This is a genomic window from Xylophilus rhododendri, assembly GCF_009906855.1.
GTDB classification, from domain to species: Bacteria; Pseudomonadota; Gammaproteobacteria; order Burkholderiales; family Burkholderiaceae_C; genus Xylophilus; species Xylophilus rhododendri.
The window spans coordinates 3771527-3791647 of record NZ_CP047650.1 but is presented as its reverse complement, the minus strand read 5'-3'; the positions used below and the strand labels follow the sequence as shown (position 1 = coordinate 3791647).

The window sequence follows — 20121 nt, the reverse complement described above, 5'->3', positions numbered from 1 at the left end:
TTGATTCCGCCGAGGGCCAAGCGCCCATGGTTGAGGATTATCGGGGTCGCCGCCACCGCCGTGGTTTTGCAGGCCTGCGGCGCCGTGCAGATGGGCTACCAGGCCCTGCCCGAAGTGAGCTATTGGTGGCTCGACAACTACCTGGCTTTCACCGCCGAGCAGAAGGACCAGGTCAAGGACGAGCTGGCCGCGCTGCAGCGCTGGCACCGCAAGACCGAGCTGCCGCAGATCGCCGATTTGCTGGACCAGGCCAGCCTGCTGGCGGTGAAGGATGTGACGCCCGAGCAGATGTGCGGCCTGGCCGCCTCGGTGCGCCAGCGCCTGCATGCGGTGGGCACCCAGGCGGAGCCGCCGGCCGCCGCGCTCGCACTGGCGCTCAAGCCCGAGCAGCTGCAGGCCCTGCGCAAACGCTACGACAAGAACAACAACGAGTACCGCAAGGAGTGGATCGAGGTGTCGGCCGAGAAACGCGATGCCAAGCGCTACAAGAAGATCGCCGGCTATGCCGACGACCTCTACGGCAAGCTCAGCGATGCCCAGCGCGCGGCCATCCACAAGTATGTGGACAGCGGCGGCTTCGATCCGGTCTTCGACAACAAGCTGCGGCTGCAGCAGCAGAAGGATGTGCTGGCCACGCTGGAGAAGCTGCAGGCCACGCCCAATGCCTCGCCGGCCGATGCCCGCAAGGCGATCGCGGGGCTGATAGACCGGGGTTTCGACTCGCCCGATCCCGCCGTGCATCAACACCAGGAGGCCGTGCGCCGCGCCGGATGCGAGGCCATGGCCGAGGTGCAGAACAGCGCCAGCGACACGCAGCGGGCGCATGCGGTCAAGGAGCTGCAGAAGTACCGCAGCGATGCGGCGCAGCTGGCCGCCAAGTCCTGAGGACGTAAAAAAAGGCCGCTTTCGAGCGGCCTTTGATCTTGGCGAGGCCCTTCGCGGGCCGCCGGCTCAGGCTGCCGGCGAAGGCGCCACCGGGTTGTGCACCGTGCGGTTCTCGCCCATGCCCACCGGCTTGCCGCTGACGGCCGATGCCGCCATCGCCAGCATGCGCACCATGCGGCTGGAGTTCGAATCCCAGTACTCGGCGTCGTCCACATCCACCCGCAGCAGGGCGAGTGACGGGTCTTCCTTGCCTTGCGGGAACCAGGGTTTGGCGGCGGCGCTCCACAGTTCTTCGATCTTGTTGCGGTCGTAGATCAGGGTGGAACCGCCGCTGAGAGAGACGTACTTGCCGTCCGAAGGCTCGGCGAAGGCCAGGTTCACCTTGCCGGCCGGGGCCTGCTTGTCGGAGGAAGGTTTGGTGAAAAACCAGATGGAGCCGTTGGCATCGACCTCCAGCGGCATCATCGGCCGGCTGGTCAGCACGCCGCTGCTGTCGGGCGTGGTGAGCATGCCGGCGCCGATGCCGTCGATCAGGTCGACGACCTTCTGCATGCCTTCAGAGAGTTGGTCCGCTTTTTTCATTCTGTGCTCCAGTTGGGGTCTCAAAAAATTCGGGCGCGGATGCGCGGGCCGGGGCGACCTGGCCGTGCTGGTACTCGCTGTAGCCCTGCTGCTGTTGCTGGCGGTTGAGCCAGAAGCGCGCGGGCTGCTGCTGGCGCTGCACGTGCTTGCGTGCGGCCGGCTTGGGCGCAAAGGAATGGATGGACATGCTGTCTCCGGGATGGCGTCGAATGCTTGTTCTAGGGGCTGCCTCCAGCATAGAAAAGCGACGCCACGCGGACTGTCGTCTGCGTTGTTCCAGCCATGTCGGCGGTCGCCTACATAGGGCGAACCGGGGGCGCGGATGCGCTCAGATCAGCGGCGGTTTGCGCAACGGCCGGTCGTAGTAGTCGGCCACGCTCTCCAGGCCCTTGGGGTCGTGCATGACCAGGCGGCCTTCCTGCAGCGAATGCAGGCCCATGCGGCTCAGGCGGCGCAGGGTCTTGTTGGTGTGCACCAGGGACAGGCCCAGCGCATCGGCGATGTGCTGCTGGTTGAAGGGGAAGGCGATGCTGCCATCGCGGGCCAGGCCGATGCGCTCGGCCCGGCGGTACAGGTGCACCAGCAGCATGGCGACCCGCTCCATGGCCGTGCGGCGGCCGGCGGTGACCAGGCCTTCGTCGACCATGCTTTCCTCGCGCGAAGCCAGCCAGGTGATGTCGTAGCCCAGTTGCGGATCGTCGCGGAACAGCTGCCACAGGCTGTCGCGCGGGAACACGCACAGGCTGACGTCGGTCAGGGCCTCCACGCCATGGGTGGCGCCGTCGGCGAACTCTTCCTGCAGGCCGATGAAGTCGCCGGCGACCAGGAAATTGAGGATCTGCCGCCGGCCGTCCGACAGGGTCTTGTAGCGGAAGGCCCAGCCCTTGTAGAGCGTGAACAGGCGGGTGCTGGAGCGGTGCTCGGCGATGATCTGCCGGCCGGCCGCCACCTCCATGGTGCTCTGCCGGAAGCGGTGCACGTAATCGACCTTCTCAGCGGAAAATTCCAGGAAGGCGCCCGAGTTGCGCAGTTCGCAGCGCTGGCATTCGGGCGGGCAGTCGAGGGTGGGGGCGGCGGGTTTCAAGGCCGCCGATTCTAGAAGCCCTGCTCATGTCTTTTCACATCTTGTAGCACCGAGGCCTTGCAATGCATGCAGGCCGTCCCTGCAGCGTCGCGCCAGGGCTGCCAGCCAGGCCTGCGGCCGCAGCAGGGCGACCGCTTCGGCATGCACGGACAGCACGGCGGCCTCGCCCGGCCGGCCCGATGCCTCCAGCACCACCGCCTGGCGCGCCGGCAGCCGGAAAAGCGCTCCGGCATCGAGGAACCAGTCCGCACCGCGCGGCACGGCGGGGTCGGTGCCGGCCTCCATCGGCATGCGCTCCAGGGTCAGCCAGATGCGCCCGCGCTGCACGACCAGCACTACGGCCCGGTCGAAACGCCAGGTGGCGGCGGTTCCCGCGGGCAGCGTGGATTGTTGCGGACTTGGTACGAATGGCGATGGCATGGAGGGCTCCCAGGCAGTGGCGGGATATGCTGATGATCCCCGGACGCCGCCGGGCGGGCCAATGAAATCCGTCCCCGCGATTCATGCCCATCCCGCATCAATGTCCGCCGACACAGCCGTCCACCTGCTTTTGCCATGGCCACGAACCGCCCCGCCCTGCGTACCCGCCCCATCGGCGCCGGCCATCTGCGCGCCTTCGAGGCGGTGGCGCGACACCTGAACTTCCGGCTGGCGGCCGAGGAGCTGTCGCTCACGCAGTCGGCCGTCAGCCGGCAGATCCAGGGGCTGGAGGACGATGTCGGCATGCCGCTGTTCCTGCGCCATACCCGGGCGGTGGAGTTGACCGGCGCCGGCGCCCGCCTGCTGCGGGTGGTGAGCCCCGGGCTGACGGCCATCGACAGCACGGTGCGACAGCTGCGCAACGAGATGGGGCGGCGCACCGTGTCGATCAGCACCTGGGCCTCCTTCGCCTCGCTGTGGCTGATCCCGCGGCTGGAGGCCTTCCAGCGCGCCCATCCCAATATCGACATCCGCATCGATGCGACCGACACGCCGGTCGACCTGGAAACCGCCGACATCGACTTGGCGCTGCGCTACACCACCCCGGCACGGGCCCCCATGCGGGCCGAGCGCCTGTTCGGCGAAAGCCTGGCGGTGGTGGCCAGCCCCTGGCTCCTGAAATCGTCGCCGGGCTTGAGCCGGCCTGCGGACCTGGCGGCCTTCACGCTGATCGAGGCGGGCGACACCCACCATTCGCCGCAGCTGGCCGCGCTGAGCTGGCAGCGCTGGTTCCAGTCGCATGCAACACCGGTGGAGCCGCGCCGCTGGCTGTATTTCAACTACGCCTCGCAGATCGCCCAGGCGGCGCTGGCCGGCCAGGGCGTGGCGCTGGCCCGACTGCCGCTGGTGGCCGACAGCCTGGCGGCCGGCGACCTGGTCGAGGCGCTGCCCGGGCGCCGCCTGGATTCGGCGCTGGCCTACTGGCTGGTGATCGGCCCGCGCAGCGCCCAGCGCCCGGACGTGAAGGCCTTCTGCGACTGGCTGCGCACCGAGGCCGCCCTCACCCGCCGCACCATCGGCGACGAGCCCGACCCCGACACGCTCGACCAGCCGGACTGATCGCTCAGCCCAGCGTCACCTTGGCGAACTTGCGTTTGCCGACCTGCACCACGTACGTGCCGGCGGGCAGTTTCAGGCCCTTGTCGCTGACCACGGCCGAGTCGACACGCACGCCGCCGCCGTCGAGCAGGCGGTTGGCTTCCGAGGTCGATGGCGCCAGGCCCGCCTGCTTGAGCAGCTGGCCGATGCCCAGCGGCGCGCCGGAGAGCGTCACTTCGGGAATCTCGTCGGGCACACCGCCCTTGCTGCGCTGCTGGAAATCCAGCTCGGCCGCATCGGCCGCGGCGGCACTGTGGAAACGCGTGGTGAGCTCCTTGGCCAGCGCCACCTTGGCGTCCTTGGGATTGCGGCCGGCGGCCACCTCGGCCTGCAGGGCCTCGATCTCGGCGATCGTGCGGAAGCTCAGCAGGGTGTACCAGCGCCACATCAGGGTGTCGGAGATGGACAGCACCTTGGCGAACATGGTGTTGGGCTCTTCCGAGATGCCGATGTAGTTGTTCTTGCTCTTGGACATCTTGTCCACGCCGTCCAGGCCTTCGAGCAGCGGCATGGTCAGCACGCATTGCGGCGGCTGGCCGTACTCGGCCTGCAGGTGGCGGCCCATCAGCAGGTTGAACTTCTGGTCGGTGCCGCCGAGTTCCAGGTCGGACTTCAGCGCCACCGAGTCGTAGCCCTGCATCAGCGGGTAGAGGAACTCGTGCACCGAGATCGACTGGCCGGCGGCGAAGCGCTTGCTGAAGTCGTCGCGCTCCATCATGCGCGCCACCGTGTATTTGGCGGCCAGCTGGATCATGCCGCGCGAGCCCAGCGCGTCGCACCATTCGCTGTTGTAGCGGACCTCGGTGCGCGCCGGGTCCAGCACCAGGCTGGCCTGGCGGTAGTAGGTCTGGGCGTTGGCCTCGATCTGCTCGCGCGTGAGCGGCGGGCGGGTGCTGTTGCGGCCGGAGGGGTCGCCGATGGTGCTGGTGAAGTCGCCGATCAGGAAGATGACCGTATGGCCCAGGTCCTGCAGCTGGCGCATCTTGTTGAGCACCACGGTGTGGCCGAAGTGGATGTCCGGCGCAGTCGGGTCCAGCCCCAGCTTGATGCGCAGCGGCACGCCGCTGGCTTCGGATTGCTGCAGTTTCTGCACCCACTCGGCGCGCGGAAGCAGTTCGTCAGCGCCGCGCAGGGAGACTTCGAGCGCTCGTCCTACACTATCCGAAAGGGGTGCTGCTGTAACGGAAGGTTGATTCATAAGGGTTTTCTAGGAGGCTGCGGAAGTGAGCGTCGCTATACTTCGCCGCAGCCGGCTGACCAGCATTTTATGTGGCCCGGTTTTTGCGCCCGGACGCACGGTCCGGGGATGGCAAAGAACACCTCCTCACCGCTCACCGCCATGACATGAAGCCCGCGCCGCACACGCGGGCGCGGCAGGTGCTTCAGCGTATCTCTCTCGAGGATAGCTCCTTTGAACAACGGTTTTCAGGCCGCCGCGCAGGCCCTCCTGCAGCGCGCCGCCCAAGGTATCCAGCAACATCCCCGGCGCATCGGCGCCGCCCTCGGTGCCGTGCTGCTGTGTGGTGGCGGCGGCGCCTTCGCCGTGGCCAGCTACGGTCCCGACGCATCCGATCTCCCTGTCAGAGAAGTCCTGCATTCGGTCACCCCGCTCGCCTTCAAGGGCGACCTGGCCGATGTGGAACGCGCGCCGATGCGGCTCTACCGCAGCGAAACCACCCGTTCCAGCGATTCGGCCGAGACCCTGCTGCGCCGCCTGGGCATTTCCGATGCCGCGGCCGTCGCCTTCCTGCGCAACGATCCGCAGGCCCGCCAGGGCCTGTTCGGCCGCTCCGGCCGGCTGGTGTCGGCCGAGGCCTCCGAAGACAACCGCCTGCTGCGCCTGACGGTGCGCTGGGGCGGGGACGATGCCCAGCAGATCCAGAAGCTGGTGATCGAGAAATCCGCCGAGGCGGACAAGGGCTTTTCGACCAGCATCGCGGCGGTGCCGACCACGGTTTCCAGCCGCCTGGCCAGCGCCACCATCAGCAGCTCGCTCTTCGCATCGACCGACGAGGCCGGCATTCCCGACACGGTGGCCAGCCAGGTCGCCGAGATCTTCTCCAACGACATCGACTTCCGCCGCAGCCTGCGCAAGGGCGACCGCTTCTCGGTGGTCTACGAAACGGTGGAGGCAGACGGCGAGATGGTCCGCGCCGGCCGAGTGCTGAGCGCCGAATTCGTCAACGACGGCAAGGCCTACGGCGCCCTCTGGTACGAACCCAAGGGCCAGAAGGGCAGCTACTTCAGCCTGGACGGCAAGAGCTCCACCCGCGCCTATCTGAGCGCGCCGCTGGAGTTCAGCCGTGTCTCCAGCGGCTTCTCCAACCGCTTCCACCCCATCCTGCAGCAGTGGCGCATGCACCTGGGCACCGACTTCGCCGCGCCCAGCGGCACGCCGGTGCGCACCATCGGCGACGGCGTGGTCGATTTCGCGGGCGTGCAGAACGGCTACGGCAACGTGGTCATGGTCAAGCACCGTGGCAACGACCTCACCGTGTATGCCCACCTGAGCAAGATCAACGTGACCCGCGGCCAGAAGGTCAGCCAGGGCCAGAACATCGGCCTGGTCGGCCAGACGGGCTGGGCCACCGGTCCGCACCTGCATTTCGAATTCCGCGTCGGCGGCGTGCAGCAGGATCCGCTGCTGATGGCGCGCCAGAGCGAGGCGGTGCAACTGGGCGCCGCCGACAAGCCGGCCTTCGACAAGCTGGCCAGCGCGACCCGCATGCAGCTGGAAGCCGGGCTGCAGGCGTCCGTCGCCAGCGCCCGTTAAGGGCCTCGACCGAGGCCCCATGAGCACAGGCACGGCCAGTCGCTATATCGGGCTGATGTCGGGCACCTCGCTCGACGGTGTCGATGGGGTGATCTGCGAGTTCTCGCAGGATCGGCCGCACCGGGTGACGGCCTTCGCCAGCCTGGATTTCCCCGCCAGCCTGCGCGCCGAACTGCTGGCGCTCAACACGCCGGGCGACAACGAACTGCACCGCGCGGCCCTGGCCGCCAATGCCTTGTCGCGTGTGTATGCCCAGGTGGTGCAAGCCCTGCTTTCGCAAGGCGGACTGGCCCGAGCCGACATCCGCGCCATCGGCGCCCATGGCCAGACGGTGCGCCACCGGCCGGGCGCTTTCGACGGCACCGGCTACACCTTGCAGCTGCAGAACCCGGCCCTGCTGGCCGAGCGCACCGGCATCGAGGTGGTGGCGGATTTCCGCAGCCGCGATGTGGCCGCCGGCGGCCAGGGCGCGCCGCTGGTGCCGGCCTTCCACCTCGACTGGTTCGGCGGCAGCGGACGCGACATCGCCCTGCTGAACCTGGGCGGCATCGGCAACCTGAGCCTGCTGCCGGCGGGCGGCGGCGCATCGGGCTTCGACTGCGGGCCGGCCAATGCGCTGCTCGACCACTGGTGCCAGCGCCATACCGGCCGGAACTACGACGCGGACGGCGCATGGGGCGCCGGCGGCCGGATCGTTCCGGCACTGCTGGAGTCGCTGCTGCAGGAGCCGTTTTTCAGCCAGCCGGCGCCCAAGAGCACCGGCCGGGATCTGTTCAATCCCGGCTGGCTCGATGCACGGCTGGGCAGCTTCATGGATGCGGCGCCGGTCGATGTGCAGGCCACGCTGGCCGCCCTGACGGTGCAGGCTGCCGCGCAGGCCTTGCTAGGCGCTGCACCCGGCACGCAGGCGCTGTATGTGTGCGGCGGCGGCACCCTCAACGGCGCGTTGATGCAGGGACTGGCGCAGGCCCTGCCGGGCATCGAGGTGGCATCGACGGAGGCGCTGGGCCTGCCGCCGCAACAGGTGGAGGCCGCCGCCTTCGCCTGGCTGGCGCGCCGCTGCGTGGAGCGCCTGCCAGGCAACCTGCCCGCCGCGACTGGCGCCGCAGGGCCGCGGGTGCTGGGCGCCATCTACCCGGCCTGAACGACAAGCGCCATGCCCGCGGCGCCCGCAGCCTCAGGCGTGGTCGACCGTGTCGGCGTCCACGGCCTTGACCTCTTCGGTGGTCGCCGCGGTATCGGGCTCCAGCTGCCAGAAGATCCAGGCCGACGCCATCGTGATCAGGCCCATGGTGACGAAGGTGGCATGGAAGGCGCGCAGGCTGTGGCCGCTCGCCAGCCCCGCCGCGCCGAAGTAGGTGTTGAAGCCCGCCAGCACCGCGCCCGCGCAGGCCACTCCCATGCCCATGGCCAGCATCTGCACCATGGACAGCAGGCTGCTGCCGCTGCTGGCCAGCGGGCCGGCCATGTCCTTGAGCGTGACCGTGTTCATCGCGGTGAACTGCATGGAATTGACCGCGCCGAACACCGCGAACTGCAGCAGCCGCACCCACAGCGGCTGCTCCGGCCCGATCAGCGCGTAGGAAACGATGGTCAGGCCCACCAGCATGGTGTTGCCCACCAGCACCTGCCGGTACCCGAAACGTGCGATCAGCCGCGCCGCCACCGGCTTGGCCGCCATGCCGGCCGCGGCGGCCGGCAGCAGCATCATGCCGGCGTGCAGCGGCGTGAAATCGAGCCCGACCTGCAGCAGCAGCGGCACCAGATAGGGCATGGCGCTGTTGCCGACGCGTGCGAACAGATTGCCGATCAGCCCCACCCGCAAGGACTGCACCGAGAACATGGCCGGCGAAAACAGCGGGTCGGGCCGCCGCAGCGCATGCAGCCAGTAGGCCGCGAGGCTCGCCAGGCCGAACACCACCAGCAGCACCACCGTGACCTGCGGCAGGCCCAGTTCGGCCAGGCCGTCCAGCGCCAGCGATACCGCCACCATGCCGAAAGCCAGCCAGCCGTAGCCGACGAGATCGAAACGGCCCGGCTGGGCCGCCCGGCCGTCGGGCATGTAGACCAGCGTGGCGGCGCAGCCGATCAGGCCGACCGGCAGGTTGATGAGGAAGATCCAGTGCCAGCTGGTGTACTGCACCAGCCAGCCGCCCAGCGTGGGACCCAGCAGCGGCCCGATCAGCCCCGGCACGGCCACGAAACTCATGGCTTGCAGGAACTGCGAACGCGGCACGCCGCGCAGCACCGCCGCCCGCCCCACCGGCAGCAGCAGTGCGCCGCCCATGCCCTGCAGGATGCGCGCGCCCACCAGTTCGGCCAAGTTGCGCGACAGCGCGCAGCACAGCGAGCCCAGGGCGAACACCAGGATGGCGGTGAAGAACACCCGCCGGGTGCCGAAGCGGTCGGAGATCCAGCCCGAGGCCGGGATCAGCATCGCCATGGTCAGCGAATAGGCCACCACCACCGACTGCATGCGCAGGGGGCTCTCGCCCAGGCTCCGTGCCATGGCCGGCAGCGCGGTGTTGACGATGGTGGTGTCCAGCGTCTGCATGAAGAAGCCGGCGGCGACCAGCCACAGCAGCGGGGAACTGCTGGAGCGCGGAGCGGATGCGGTGGAGGACATGGCGGGATCAGGCAGGAGCCGGCAACGAAAAAGCCGCCCTGCGGCGGCTTTGCGGCCCGAAAGAGAGAAAGCGCCCGGCGAGGGGCGCTTTCTGGAGACGGATCAGACCGAGAAGGAGGAGCCGCAACCGCAGGTGGTCTGGGCGTTCGGATTCTTGATCACGAACTGGGCGCCCTGCAGGTCTTCCTTGTAGTCGATCTCGGCGCCGAGCAGGTATTGGTAGCTCATGGCGTCGATCAGCAGGGAAACACCGTTCTTGCTCATGGTGGTGTCGTCCTCGTTGACCACCTCGTCGAAGGTGAAGCCGTACTGGAAGCCGGAGCAGCCGCCGCCCTGCACGAAGACACGCAACTTCAGGTCGGGATTGCCCTCTTCGGCGATCAGGTCGGCCACCTTGGCGGCCGCGCTGTCGGTGAACAGGATCGGCTCGGGCATGGCGGTGGGAGCAGTGGTGATGTCTTCGGCGACAGCGCTCATGGGAAACTCCAGTGGGAATGTGCGGGACGCAAGACGGACATGCTAGCAAGAAGGCCGGTTTCAAGCCGGGCGTTACAAGATGGCCGTCCGCGCGGCAGGGCGAATGGTGCCGCCCATGAAAACACAAAAACCGCCACAAGGGCGGTTTTTGCGAAGTTCCGAAAGCGGATTAACGCTTGGAGAACTGCTTGCGGCGGCGTGCGGAGTGCAGGCCGACCTTCTTACGTTCCACTTCGCGAGCGTCGCGGGTGACGAAGCCTGCAGCCGACAGAACCGGCTTCAGGGTCGCGTCCCAGTCGATCAGGGCGCGGGTGATGCCGTGGCGGGTTGCGCCGGCCTGGCCGGACTCACCGCCGCCGTGCACGTTGACCATGATGTCGAAGGTTTCGGCATGGTTGGTCAGCATGAGCGGCTGCTTGGCGATCATGATCGAGGTTTCGCGGCCGAAGTACTGCTGTACGTCCTTGCCGTTGACCGTGATCTTGCCGCTGCCTTTTTTCAGAAACACGCGGGCGACGCTGGATTTGCGACGGCCGGTGCCATTGTTCCATTCACCAATCATTCGGGGCTCCTCAGATTTCCAGCGCTTGCGGCTGCTGGGCGGTGTGCGGATGTTCCGCGCCGCCGTAGACCTTGAGCTTCTTGATCATGGCGTAGCCGAGCGGACCCTTGGGCAGCATGCCCTTGACGGCCTTCTCGAGTGCGCGGCCAGGGTGCTTGGCTTGCAGATCGCGGAAGTTGGTGGCAGTGATGCCGCCGGGATAGCCCGAGTGACGGTAGTACACCTTGTCCAGGGACTTGGTGCCGGTGACCTTGAGCTTGGCTGCGTTGACGATGACGATGAAATCGCCGGTGTCGACGTGAGGCGTATAAATGGCTTTGTGCTTGCCGCGCAGACGGAGGGCAACTTCGCTGGCTACCCGTCCGAGGACCTTGTCGGTCGCGTCAATCACAAACCACTCGTGCACCACGTCAGCGGGCTTTGCGCTGAATGTAGACATGTATGACTTTCGAGTGAGTTCTGGCATCGGCCCTTTTCCGCGGTCGGCGTTTCTCTGAAGGAAACCTCTTAGGCGGTATGCACCCGGTAAAGGGCACCTTCGCCGCGGGACCTGCCAAACGCTGCGAAGCCCTCCATTATAGAAAGTATTCGGCGCGTCCTGCAAGGCTGGTTACCATCGAAGCATCATGTTCAGCTACCGACACGCCTTCCACGCCGGCAACCACGCGGATGTGCTCAAGCACGCCACGCTCATCGGCATCCTGCAACACCTGGTGCAGAAGGACGCCGCGCTGACGGTGATCGACACCCACGCCGGCGCCGGCCTCTACCGGCTGGACGGCGACTACGCCACCAAGAGCGGCGAATCGCTCGAAGGCATCGCCCGGGTGCGCGCCTTCTTCGCCGCCGAGGGCGCGCCCGCCCCGGCGCCGCTGCTGGCCGACTACCTGGCGCTGGTGGCCGAGTTCAACAAGAGCAGCGGCGCCACCGTCTACCCCGGCTCGCCCTTCGTGGCCGAACGCCTGCTGCGCGGACACGACAGGCTCAAGCTTTTCGAACTGCATCCGACCGACGCCCGGGCGCTGGCCGGCAACATCGCCCAGCTCGACGCCGGCCGCCGCATCGCCGTGCTGAGCGAGGACGGTTTCGAGGGCCTGAAGAAATTCATCCCGCCGCCGCAGCGGCGCGCGCTGGTGCTGTGCGATCCGAGCTACGAGATGAAGTCGGACTACGCCGCCGTCGCCACCATGGCGGCCGACAGCCTGAAGCGTTTCGCCACCGGCACCTATGCCGTCTGGTATCCGATCATCGGCCGGGCCGAGGCGCACGACCTGCCGCGCCGCCTGAAGACCCTGGCCAATCAGGCGAGAAAGCCCTGGCTGCATGCCACGCTCACCGTCAAGGGCGGCAAGGCGCCCACGCCCACCGCCCTGCCGGGCGTGGACCACAAGCGCCCGGGCCTGCCGGCCAGCGGCATGTTTGTGATCAACCCGCCGCACACGCTGCGCGCCCTGCTGTCCGAAGCCCTGCCGCAAATGAAAACGGCCCTGGAGCAGGACTCCAGGGCCGCGTTCACACTCGAGAACGGCGGCTGACCCCCGTCAGCCGCCGGCCTTCCAGCCTGAATCAGAAGCGGTGGCGGATACCGACGGCAACGCTGTTGCCCTTGGTGTAGTTGCCGGTCAGCTTGTCGTACATCAGGTTGGCGTACACATCGGTGCGCTTGGACAGGAAGTAGTCGTAGCCCACGGTCGCGGTCAGACGCTTGCCGGGAATGGTGGCGGTGGCGTTGTCGATCTTGGTGCTGGCCACGCTGGCCAGCAGCTTGCCGGCGCCGATCGGGGCGGAGGCACCGACCTGGGTGGTCTTGAATTCCAGGGTGCTGACGTCGGCCTTGGTCTGGCTGTAGGTCAGGAAGCCCTTGACGACACCGGCGTCGTAGGTACCGCCGAGCAGCCAGTCCTTCTTGGTGTCCAGCGCGGTGCCGGTGGTGATCAGGCTGCCGTTGGTGGCGTTGTAGTTGTTGACCTGGTCGTACTCGTAGTAGCCGGTCAGCGCGAACGGGCCGTTGAAGTACAGAGCGTTGATGCCGACGTTCTTGCGGTTGTCGTTGTTGGTGCTGCTGTTCTGCTCGCCGAACTGGTAGTGCAGGTTGACGGTCAGGCCGCCGAGATCGGGCGTCGTGTAGATGATTTCGTTGGACCAGCCGGTGTCCGCCGGGGTGGACGCGGGCCAGTTGGTGCCGTTGAACAGGCCCACGTTCTTGTGCAGCACCAGCGGCGAGAAGTTGAACGAGTCGCCGAAGGGGTTGAACAGGATGGTCGGCAGGAAGTTGGGCGCCAGGCCGCGGCCCAGGGTCACCGCGCCGAAGCTGCCGGACAGGCCGACGTTGGCGTCACGGGTGAAGAAGTTGTCGCCGGTGAAGCGGCCGGGAGTGCCGGTGTCCACGCGCTGGAAGGAGGTCAGCTTGAAGTTGGCCTTGAGGCCGCCGCCCAGGTCCTCGGTGCCGGTCATGCCGAACCAGGAGGTGGTCATGCCGCCGCTGTCCAGCACATTGGTGCGGCCGGAATCGCCGGGACGCTTCTGCGAGGCGACATACAGGTCGACCAGGCCGGTCAGGGTGACGTTGCTCTGGGCATGGGCGCCGGACACGCAGGCCAGGCCGACGCAGGCGGCGATAAGCGACTTCTTCATGAATGGACTCTCTTCTCCAGGGGGGTTAAGGCGGGATGTGTGAACTTTCGTAAGCATACGCAAAGCCCATGCCAGCCCCAAGTCCATTAAATCTGTGTGACAGCGGCCGGAATTGCACCAAGGCCTTCGTACACATTTTTTGTATGCACTTTGATTGTTCACCCGCCCTCGCGTGGTGCATTCGTTTGGCGATCCGGCTTTCGCAATCCCTGACATACCCGTCCCTGGCGCCGGCTTAGCGTGGAAGACCGACCGCTAGCCGACCGCCATGTTTCCGAAATCCCTGTCCAACTCGCCTTCCGTATCTCCCGTCCCGCCACCCCTACCTTCGGCGCCGACCCGTAACAGCGCTTCCAGAGTCCACTCACCGCTGTCGGAGCTGGCCGTGCTGCAGCGTCCGCCCGCCGAGACGGAAGCGGAACAGGAATACCGCGAATGCCTGGAACAGTGGCATCCGCGCATTGCCGGCGCCGAAGTGCACGGCTTCGCCATGGCGGATCCGGACCAGCTGTTCCTCGAATTCCTGAGCCGCCTGGCGCTGATGGACCGGGTCTTGCTGGGCCGCCAGGACCCCCGCGCGCTCGCCCGGGACCGCAAGATCCGCGAACTCGTCGCCGCCGCCTGTACCGACGCCTGCCTGCGCCAGCGGGTGGTCGACGAGATCCGGGACCAGCCGCCCGGCTGCCTGGATGTGTATCACGCACGCCTGGACGACCTCGACCGCCTGCGGCGCCTGGGGCGGGTCGAGTCGGTCGCCAGCGCCGCGAAGACGGCGCTTCGCGAAGCCATGCTCAAGGCGGCCCACCACAAGGCCGCGACCTGGCGCCCGCCGGGCACGGCCATGGCCGGCATCGAAACCATGACGACCTACGCCTTGCTGGCGCATGCGGTGCACCATTGCCTGCACCTGCGCTATGGCTGGAGCCCGCCGTCGTCGGGTCGGCCTGCGCATGAACTCTTCAGCCCCATCTCCTATGCCGAGGCCCTGGTGCTGGCCCGACGCGAGCTGAAGGAGGAGGAAACCGCGGCCTATGCACGCGCGGCGGACGAGGCCGCCGCATGGCCCGAGTGGCTCGCGTTCGCCGATAAGGTCCCCAGGATCGCCGCCCAGATCGGCCGGATCGAGGCCTCCGCCCGGGTGCTGCGGGACAAGGCGGCCCGCGCCAGGTCCGGCAGCACCGAGGAAGCCGAGTACGCGGTCGTGCTCGACAAGGATGTGCGCATCGCCGAACTCAAGAAGGCAGTGATCGTGCAGGCACTGCGGAACGCCCGCCAGGCCGCCGCGAGACGGGCCAAACCAGCGGGCGGTGGCCGGCGTTCATGGCCGACCCTGCCGTCGGCCTGAACCGTCCTCAGGGCCCGGCGGCGATCTGCGCCGGGGCCCGACCGAACATGAAACGCTGCATCACCGCGTCGGCGAGGGGCGAAGCGACCGGGGGAGTGATCGGGGGCAGCGTGGGGTCGGTCACCACCAGCCGGTTATCCAGATTCGAGGCCGCTCGCCCGAGAAAATCCGCGAACCCCTGCACCGTGTGCGCGCCGATCCGCCCGTGGCCCATCAGCTGCCGGAAGGTGAAACCGCAGGGCACGCTGGGATCCTGGTTCACATACTGGTTGAGCAGCCCCTGCATGGCGCCGTTGGAGGTGTAGAGCCAGTTGCCCTTCAGTTCGTCGCCCGCGGCGGCGTACAGCCGGGTCGCCATGCGCTGCGCCGGATCGTTCCTGAGCGGCGTGACGCTCATCGACAGGATGCAGGCCTGGCACATGTCCTTGGTGCCGCTGGGGTGGCTGGAGAGTGCATACCCCTGCCTTTGCGCGTGCGCCAGCGCCACCTGTTCGATATGAACGCCTTGGGTATTGCGCAGGATCTCCAGACGCCCGTGGCCGCGCTGGAGATAGCTGGCGACACGCATCATGCGGCGCAGCAGGTCCGCATTGCGCTGATCGAAGTTGCGGTAGTTGGCGGGATTCATCAGGACGTCCAGATGGCTGGTGCCCCGGTCCACGGCCGCCTGCATCCTGTCCTGCAGCGGCTGCATGGTTTCGAAGCGCGCCCTGCAGTCCTGCTTGAGCTTTTCGATCACCTGGTTCAGCGGCAGGCGGGCCACGCCCTGCGCGTCGAAAGCGAAGCCGAGGTAGCGTTGCAGAGCTTCGTTGCTCGCGGCGGTGTTGGCGCCGCCCACCAGCACGACCTCGCCGGAGTCGTCGACGGCCGGCTGGAACTGGATTTCCGGCCCCGCTTCCTCGGCGAACGCCAGAAGCAGCTGGGCGAGCCGGCTGCTCAGGCGGTTTTCCGAGGTATCGGCCGGCCCGTAGGCCGTGGCGCTGCCGCGCTGGGCCGCCGGCGTGAAGTTGTTTTCGCTCTTGAGGACCCAGCCCCTGTAGGGCGAATTCGGCCGCGTGAAGAGCTGCTGCGCGAACGCGTGCTGACGGTCCTGCACCGTATTCAGGAATGCCCGGTAATAACGCGTCGCCACCAGCTTGGCCATGTGGTTGCGCACAAAGGAGCCCCAGCCTTCGTCCCGCACATTGACGGTGGCATCGGCAACGGTGTCCGCGCGAGCCTGGAGCCAGATCGCTGCCAGCAAAGTCGCATCGAAGATCACGCCGCCGGCCGCATCGCGCGGCAGGAGGCCTTCGTGATCGAGTTCCGTCATCTGACGGTTGACCTGCAGGAAGACGCGCCGTGCTGACGGGTTGGTGGCGATGCTGCGGATGTCGCCCTCCACTTCGGGAAAGCAGAGCTTGTTGAGTGCATGCTTGATGCTTCGTGTGCCTTGGGGAATGGCTGGCAGCCGTGATGCCAGCTCATCGGGCAAACCAGGGGCATCGAACTCGCCGCCGGTCAGACCGTTGTCGTTGCGCCAGGTCCTGAAAACGCCGCGAAAGCGCGCCAGCTCGGCCTTGGAGTGCGTGTGGGACTGGTGGGCCGGAGGCAGCTGAAAAGCCCCTGCGGCAGAAGCCGCCGCCGCCGCTCCACCCTGGCTGCCCGCGGCGGGCACGATCCCGGCCAGAACACCCGTCGGTGCCGGGGCCTGTACGGACGTCGGTGTCGTGCCGACGGCGGGCTGCTGCGTATAACCGTACGGCGCATAGGCCGGGACGGACGGAAAGGCGGGAATGGGCGCGAGGTCTTGGAGCACGGCGATGGGGAGGGTTACGGATACCAAACAGAGATATGCGCATTCCATCTATTCATGCCAGAGCTGCTCCCAGGCAAATCCGAGATTCCGTCACGTCATGCGAAGCGGCTCCCACAGTCGCCGCCCAAGCCCTATTCGCAGCGATCCCGGCCCGGCACCGGCCGCGACAGCGCCACCGTCTGCACGCCCATGCCCACCATGGCCAGCTCTTCGGCCGCCGCCTGGCTGATGTCGATCACCCGTTTGCGCGAGGACGGACCCCGGTCGTTGACGCGGACCAGCACCGTGCGGTCGTTGGCGAGGTTGCGGATGCAGACCAGGCTGCCGAAAGGCAGCTGCCGATGCGCCGCGGTGAAATCGTTCTGGTCGAAGCGTTCGCCGCTGGCGGTGCGCCGGCCGTGGAAGCGGCTGCCGTACCAGGAGGCGCCGCCGCGTTCGAACTCCACGCCGGGCACCGCGCCGTCTTCCTCGGGATCGGTGGAGCCGTCGGAGACCACCGGCACCACCGTGGATTCGGCATCGGACTTGGCCACCGGCGGCAGGCGGTCCAGCGGCCGCAGGGGCGCCAGCACCGGTGCGGCCAGCGCGGGAGGGGCCACCGCGGCGGGCTTCTGCGCGGGCTCGCCCGCACAGCCGGCGAGCAGGACGGCCAGGAGCCCGGCCGCCAACGCAGCGCCGGCCGCCGCCTTCCTCATGCGCCCAGGCCCACCCGGTCCAGCAGCGCGAGCGAGGCGGCCGACTGGTTCATCGTGTAGAGGTGCAGCCCCGGGGCGCCGCCATCGAGCAGCCGACGGCAGAGCCCGGCCACCACGTCCAGGCCGAAGGCGCGGATGCCTTCGCTGTCGTCGCCGAAAGCCTGCAGGCGCAGGCGGATCCAGCGCGGGATCTCGGCGCCGCTGGCGTCGGAGAAACGCAGCAGCTGGGTCGAATTGGTGATCGGCATGATGCCGGGCACCACCGGGATGTCCACGCCGCGCGCCCGTGCATCGTCGACGAAGCGGAAATACGCATCGGCGTTGTAGAAGTACTGGGTGATGGCCGTGTCCGCACCGGCTTTCGCCTTGGCCACGAAGGCCTGCAGATCGGCCTCGGGCGAACGCGCCTGGGGATGGGTCTCGGGATAGGCCGCCACCTCGATGTGGAAGGCATCGCCCGTCTCGGCGCGGATGAACTCCACCAGGTCGCTGGCATAGGAGAACTCGCCGCCGGCGCCATAGCCGCTGGGCAGGTCGCCGCGCAGCGCCACCAGGCGCTTGACGCCCATGGCGCGCAGCTCCTGCAGCTGGCCGCGTATCGATTCGCGCGTCGCGCCTATGCAGGAGAAATGCGAGGCGGCATCCATGCCCTCGGCCAGGATCTCCCGCACCGTGCCGAAGGTGCCTTCCTGGGTGGAGCCGCCGGCGCCGTAGGTCACCGAGCAGAACTCGGGCCGGCGTGCATACAGCGCCTGGCGCACCGCACGCAGCTTGGCCACGCCCTCGGGCGTCTTGGGCGGAAAGAATTCGAAGCTGACCGGCACGGCGGCCGATCGAGCGGGGGAAACGTCAACACTCATGGCGACCTTTCAGCAAATACAAAGAACTCGCGGTTGCCGTCGCCGCCCTCGATGGCGCTGGGCAACCACTGGCGCACCCGCAGCCCGGCAGCGGCGCAGGCGACGCGGATGCGTTGCTCGACCAGCGTGTAGAGCGAGGCATCGCGCACGATGCCGCCCTTGCCGATCTGGCCCGGCTGCAGCTCGAACTGGGGCTTGACCAGCATCAACAGCCATCCGCCCTCGGCCAGCAGCGGCACCAGCGCCGGCAGCACCAGGGTCAGCGAGATGAAGGACAGGTCGCCCACCATCAGGCCGAAGCCGCCGTCGGGCACTGCATCGCCCAGATCGGCCGCCTGCAGCGCACGGGCGTTGAGCCCTTCGAAGGCGCGCACCCGGCTGTCGGCCGCCAAAGCGGCGTTGAGCTGGCCATGGCCCACGTCCACACCCACCACCCGGGCCGCGCCGTGGCGCAGCAGGCAGTCGGTGAAGCCGCCGGTCGACTGGCCCACGTCCAGGCAGACGAGTCCTTCTGCGCTCACGGCGGCGTCACGCAAGGCGGCCTCCAGCTTGAGACCGCCGCGCGACACATAACGCGCCTCGGCCGCATCGGCCAACTCCAGCTCGGCGCCCTCGGCGATCTCGTCGCCGTTCTTGGCGACCGCCTTCCACGGCCCGGCGCCCAGGCGCCAGCGCAGGCCGGCGGCGATCAGCCGCTGGGCCTGCGAACGGGAGGCGGCGATGCCGCGCTCGACGAGGATCTGGTCAGCCCGCATCGGCCAGGCGACGCTTGCGCGCGATCAGTAGCGGTACGTGTCCGGCTTGTAGGGGCCGTTCTTGTCCACGCCGATATACGCGGCTTGGGCATCGGTCAGCACCGACAGCTGGGCGTTGAGCTTGGACAGCTGCAGGCGCGCCACTTTCTCGTCTAGGTGCTTGGGCAGCACATAGACCTTGCCGGCTTCGTACTCGCCGGACTTGGCGAAGAGTTCGATCTGCGCCAGGGTCTGGTTGGCGAAGGAGGAGCTCATCACGTAGCTGGGGTGGCCGGTGCCGCAGCCCAGGTTCACCAGGCGGCCCTTGGCCAGCAGGATGATGCGCTTGCCGTCCGGGAAGATGATGTGGTCGACCTGGGGCTTGATCTCTTCCCACTGGTACTTTTCGAGCGAGGCGACCTCGATCTCGTTGTCGAAGTGGCCGATGTTGCAGACGATGGCCTGATCCTTCATGGCCAGCATGTGCTCGTGGCGGATCACGTCCTTGTTGCCGGTGGTGGTCACGAAGATGTCGGCCTTGTCGGCGGCGTACTCCATGGTCACCACACGGTAGCCTTCCATGGCGGCCTGCAGGGCGTTGATCGGGTCGATTTCCGTGACCCAGACCTGGGCCGACAGGGCACGAAGGGCCTGGGCCGAGCCCTTGCCCACGTCGCCGTAGCCGGCGACCAGCGCGACCTTGCCGGCGATCATCACGTCGGTGGCGCGCTTGATGCCGTCCACCAGGGATTCGCGGCAGCCGTAGAGGTTGTCGAACTTGCTCTTGGTGACCGAGTCGTTGACGTTGATGGCGCGGAACAGCAGCGTGCCCTTGGCCGACATCTCGTTCAGGCGGTGCACGCCGGTGGTGGTTTCCTCGGTCACGCCCAGGATCTCGGCGGCCTTGCGGGTGTACCAGGTGCCGTCTTCGGCGACCTTGGCCTTGATGGCGGCGTAGAGGATGCGTTCCTCGTCGCTGGTGGGGTTGTCCAGCACCGACAGGTCCTTCTCGGCCTTCTGGCCCAGATGCATCAGCAGCGTGGCATCGCCGCCGTCGTCCAGGATCATGTTCGGGCCTTCGCCGGCCGAGCCCTTGGGGCCGAAGTCGAAGATGCGGTGGGTGTAGTCCCAGTAGTCTTCCAGCGATTCGCCCTTGATGGCGAACACCGGGGTGCCGCTGTCGGCGATGGCCGCGGCGGCATGGTCCTGGGTGGAGAAGATGTTGCACGAAGCCCAGCGCACGGTGGCGCCCAGGGCCTGCAGGGTCTCGATCAGCACGGCCGTCTGGATGGTCATGTGCAGCGAGCCGGTGATGCGGGCGCCCTTCAGGGGCTGGCTCTTGGCGAACTCTTCGCGGATCGCCATCAGGCCGGGCATTTCGGTCTCGGCGATGCGGATTTCGCGGTGGCCCCAGGCGGCCAGGGAGATGTCGGCGATGGCGGTGTCGACCGGGGAGGTTTTCGGCAGAGAAGCGTTCATGGATGACTC

21 protein-coding genes are annotated in these 20121 nt (G+C 67.7%); 6 read left to right on the top strand and 15 right to left on the bottom strand.

The genetic code is table 11. From position 1 onward, the window contains the following. The first annotated feature begins 60 nt into the window (after positions 1-60). Positions 61-885 carry a DUF6279 family lipoprotein gene (locus GT347_RS17535; RefSeq protein ID WP_160553430.1) on the top strand — a complete coding sequence of 275 codons (825 nt, stop codon included), beginning with the start codon at positions 61-63 and terminating at the stop codon, positions 883-885. A 66-nt stretch (positions 886-951) separates the two neighbouring features. Here the strand turns inward: GT347_RS17535 and GT347_RS17530 are convergent, their stop codons facing one another. The 4 genes from GT347_RS17530 to GT347_RS17515 all read right to left on the bottom strand — a co-directional run bounded on the left by GT347_RS17530 (position 952) and on the right by GT347_RS17515 (position 2971). Then, positions 952-1467, bottom strand: a complete 516-nt coding sequence (locus GT347_RS17530) for a pyridoxamine 5'-phosphate oxidase family protein (protein WP_160553429.1) — start codon at positions 1465-1467, stop codon at positions 952-954. Then, positions 1442-1654 carry a hypothetical protein gene (locus tag GT347_RS17525; protein ID WP_160553428.1) on the bottom strand — a complete coding sequence of 71 codons (213 nt, stop codon included), beginning with the start codon at positions 1652-1654 and terminating at the stop codon, positions 1442-1444. The genes GT347_RS17530 and GT347_RS17525 overlap by 26 nt, the downstream gene beginning before the upstream one ends. A gap of 141 nt (positions 1655-1795) precedes the next feature. Continuing rightward, positions 1796-2551: a Crp/Fnr family transcriptional regulator gene (locus GT347_RS17520; protein WP_407704105.1), complete on the bottom strand. Its 756-nt coding sequence runs from the start codon at positions 2549-2551 to the stop codon at positions 1796-1798. Between the two features lie 24 nt (positions 2552-2575). Further along, the gene (locus GT347_RS17515) at positions 2576-2971 is read right to left on the bottom strand and encodes a DUF2917 domain-containing protein (RefSeq protein WP_160553427.1); all 396 of its coding nucleotides are present in this window, start codon (positions 2969-2971) and stop codon (positions 2576-2578) included. Positions 2972-3106: 135 nt separating this feature from the next. Here GT347_RS17515 and GT347_RS17510 point away from each other — a divergent pair, with 135 nt between their 5' ends. Further along, complete coding sequence (locus tag GT347_RS17510) at positions 3107-4090, top strand: LysR substrate-binding domain-containing protein (RefSeq protein ID WP_160553426.1); 984 nt, start codon at positions 3107-3109, stop codon at positions 4088-4090. A gap of 4 nt (positions 4091-4094) precedes the next feature. Here GT347_RS17510 and tyrS read toward each other — a convergent pair whose 3' ends face one another. Then, positions 4095-5327, bottom strand: coding sequence for a tyrosine--tRNA ligase (gene tyrS, locus GT347_RS17505; RefSeq protein WP_160553425.1), 1233 nt, complete (start codon positions 5325-5327; stop codon positions 4095-4097). Between the two features lie 213 nt (positions 5328-5540). Here tyrS and GT347_RS17500 point away from each other — a divergent pair, with 213 nt between their 5' ends. Together GT347_RS17500 and GT347_RS17495 are read left to right on the top strand one after the other, a co-directional pair. Beyond that, complete coding sequence (locus tag GT347_RS17500) at positions 5541-6902, top strand: M23 family metallopeptidase (RefSeq protein ID WP_160553424.1); 1362 nt, start codon at positions 5541-5543, stop codon at positions 6900-6902. Between the two features lie 19 nt (positions 6903-6921). Continuing rightward, the gene (locus GT347_RS17495) at positions 6922-8046 is read left to right on the top strand and encodes an anhydro-N-acetylmuramic acid kinase (protein WP_160553423.1); all 1125 of its coding nucleotides are present in this window, start codon (positions 6922-6924) and stop codon (positions 8044-8046) included. 33 nt (positions 8047-8079) lie between these two features. On the opposite strand, the gene mdtD is transcribed toward GT347_RS17495, so the two are convergent. The 4 genes from mdtD to rplM all read right to left on the bottom strand — a co-directional run bounded on the left by mdtD (position 8080) and on the right by rplM (position 11006). After that, positions 8080-9528, bottom strand: coding sequence for a multidrug transporter subunit MdtD (gene mdtD, locus GT347_RS17490; RefSeq protein ID WP_160553422.1), 1449 nt, complete (start codon positions 9526-9528; stop codon positions 8080-8082). Between the two features lie 102 nt (positions 9529-9630). After that, on the bottom strand, positions 9631-10005 hold the full coding sequence (erpA, locus tag GT347_RS17485) for an iron-sulfur cluster insertion protein ErpA (RefSeq protein WP_160553421.1): 375 nt from the start codon (positions 10003-10005) through the stop codon (positions 9631-9633). Between the two features lie 169 nt (positions 10006-10174). Further along, positions 10175-10567: a 30S ribosomal protein S9 gene (gene rpsI / locus GT347_RS17480; RefSeq protein ID WP_160553420.1), complete on the bottom strand. Its 393-nt coding sequence runs from the start codon at positions 10565-10567 to the stop codon at positions 10175-10177. 10 nt (positions 10568-10577) lie between these two features. After that, positions 10578-11006, bottom strand: coding sequence for a 50S ribosomal protein L13 (gene rplM / locus GT347_RS17475; RefSeq protein WP_160553419.1), 429 nt, complete (start codon positions 11004-11006; stop codon positions 10578-10580). 187 nt (positions 11007-11193) lie between these two features. On the opposite strand from rplM, the gene GT347_RS17470 reads away from it, so the two are divergent. After that, a complete protein-coding gene (locus GT347_RS17470) occupies positions 11194-12102 on the top strand; it encodes a 23S rRNA (adenine(2030)-N(6))-methyltransferase RlmJ (protein WP_160553418.1) in 909 nt (302 codons plus the stop codon). 31 nt (positions 12103-12133) lie between these two features. Here the strand turns inward: GT347_RS17470 and GT347_RS17465 are convergent, their stop codons facing one another. Then, positions 12134-13201: a porin gene (locus tag GT347_RS17465; protein WP_160553417.1), complete on the bottom strand. Its 1068-nt coding sequence runs from the start codon at positions 13199-13201 to the stop codon at positions 12134-12136. 385 nt (positions 13202-13586) lie between these two features. Here GT347_RS17465 and GT347_RS17460 point away from each other — a divergent pair, with 385 nt between their 5' ends. Next, positions 13587-14546 (top strand): hypothetical protein, encoded by a 960-nt coding sequence (locus GT347_RS17460; RefSeq protein WP_160553416.1) that lies wholly within the window; start codon positions 13587-13589, stop codon positions 14544-14546. Between the two features lie 7 nt (positions 14547-14553). Here GT347_RS17460 and GT347_RS17455 read toward each other — a convergent pair whose 3' ends face one another. The 5 genes from GT347_RS17455 to ahcY all read right to left on the bottom strand — a co-directional run bounded on the left by GT347_RS17455 (position 14554) and on the right by ahcY (position 20112). Further along, entirely contained in the window at positions 14554-16344 is a 1791-nt protein-coding gene (locus tag GT347_RS17455) for a hypothetical protein (RefSeq protein WP_160553415.1), read from the bottom strand. 131 nt (positions 16345-16475) lie between these two features. Next, positions 16476-17039 (bottom strand): septal ring lytic transglycosylase RlpA family protein, encoded by a 564-nt coding sequence (locus GT347_RS17450; RefSeq protein WP_160553414.1) that lies wholly within the window; start codon positions 17037-17039, stop codon positions 16476-16478. Then, positions 17036-17899: a methylenetetrahydrofolate reductase [NAD(P)H] gene (gene metF, locus GT347_RS17445; protein ID WP_160553413.1), complete on the bottom strand. Its 864-nt coding sequence runs from the start codon at positions 17897-17899 to the stop codon at positions 17036-17038. The genes GT347_RS17450 and metF overlap by 4 nt, the downstream gene beginning before the upstream one ends. Further along, positions 17896-18654 carry a TlyA family RNA methyltransferase gene (locus tag GT347_RS17440; RefSeq protein WP_160553412.1) on the bottom strand — a complete coding sequence of 253 codons (759 nt, stop codon included), beginning with the start codon at positions 18652-18654 and terminating at the stop codon, positions 17896-17898. The genes metF and GT347_RS17440 overlap by 4 nt, the downstream gene beginning before the upstream one ends. 24 nt (positions 18655-18678) lie before the next feature. Continuing rightward, positions 18679-20112, bottom strand: coding sequence for an adenosylhomocysteinase (gene ahcY / locus GT347_RS17435; RefSeq protein WP_160553411.1), 1434 nt, complete (start codon positions 20110-20112; stop codon positions 18679-18681). Between the last annotated feature and the right edge of the window lie 9 nt (positions 20113-20121).

Bases quoted from the DNA above. Each gene is read 5' to 3' on its own strand.
- tyrS (WP_160553425.1), bottom strand. From the start codon at position 5,327: ATGAATCAACCTTCCGTTACAGCAGCACCCCTTTCGGATAGTGTAGGA.
- ahcY (WP_160553411.1), bottom strand. From the start codon at position 20,112: ATGAACGCTTCTCTGCCGAAAACCTCCCCGGTCGACACCGCCATCGCC.
- GT347_RS17450 (WP_160553414.1), bottom strand. From the start codon at position 17,039: ATGAGGAAGGCGGCGGCCGGCGCTGCGTTGGCGGCCGGGCTCCTGGCC.
- erpA (WP_160553421.1), bottom strand. From the start codon at position 10,005: ATGAGCGCTGTCGCCGAAGACATCACCACTGCTCCCACCGCCATGCCC.
- GT347_RS17510 (WP_160553426.1), top strand. From the start codon at position 3,107: ATGGCCACGAACCGCCCCGCCCTGCGTACCCGCCCCATCGGCGCCGGC.
- GT347_RS17530 (WP_160553429.1), bottom strand. From the start codon at position 1,467: ATGAAAAAAGCGGACCAACTCTCTGAAGGCATGCAGAAGGTCGTCGAC.
- rpsI (WP_160553420.1), bottom strand. From the start codon at position 10,567: ATGATTGGTGAATGGAACAATGGCACCGGCCGTCGCAAATCCAGCGTC.
- metF (WP_160553413.1), bottom strand. From the start codon at position 17,899: ATGAGTGTTGACGTTTCCCCCGCTCGATCGGCCGCCGTGCCGGTCAGC.
- GT347_RS17495 (WP_160553423.1), top strand. From the start codon at position 6,922: ATGAGCACAGGCACGGCCAGTCGCTATATCGGGCTGATGTCGGGCACC.
- rplM (WP_160553419.1), bottom strand. From the start codon at position 11,006: ATGTCTACATTCAGCGCAAAGCCCGCTGACGTGGTGCACGAGTGGTTT.
- GT347_RS17440 (WP_160553412.1), bottom strand. From the start codon at position 18,654: ATGCGGGCTGACCAGATCCTCGTCGAGCGCGGCATCGCCGCCTCCCGT.
- mdtD (WP_160553422.1), bottom strand. From the start codon at position 9,528: ATGTCCTCCACCGCATCCGCTCCGCGCTCCAGCAGTTCCCCGCTGCTG.
- GT347_RS17470 (WP_160553418.1), top strand. From the start codon at position 11,194: ATGTTCAGCTACCGACACGCCTTCCACGCCGGCAACCACGCGGATGTG.
- GT347_RS17515 (WP_160553427.1), bottom strand. From the start codon at position 2,971: ATGCCATCGCCATTCGTACCAAGTCCGCAACAATCCACGCTGCCCGCG.
- GT347_RS17465 (WP_160553417.1), bottom strand. From the start codon at position 13,201: ATGAAGAAGTCGCTTATCGCCGCCTGCGTCGGCCTGGCCTGCGTGTCC.
- GT347_RS17525 (WP_160553428.1), bottom strand. From the start codon at position 1,654: ATGTCCATCCATTCCTTTGCGCCCAAGCCGGCCGCACGCAAGCACGTG.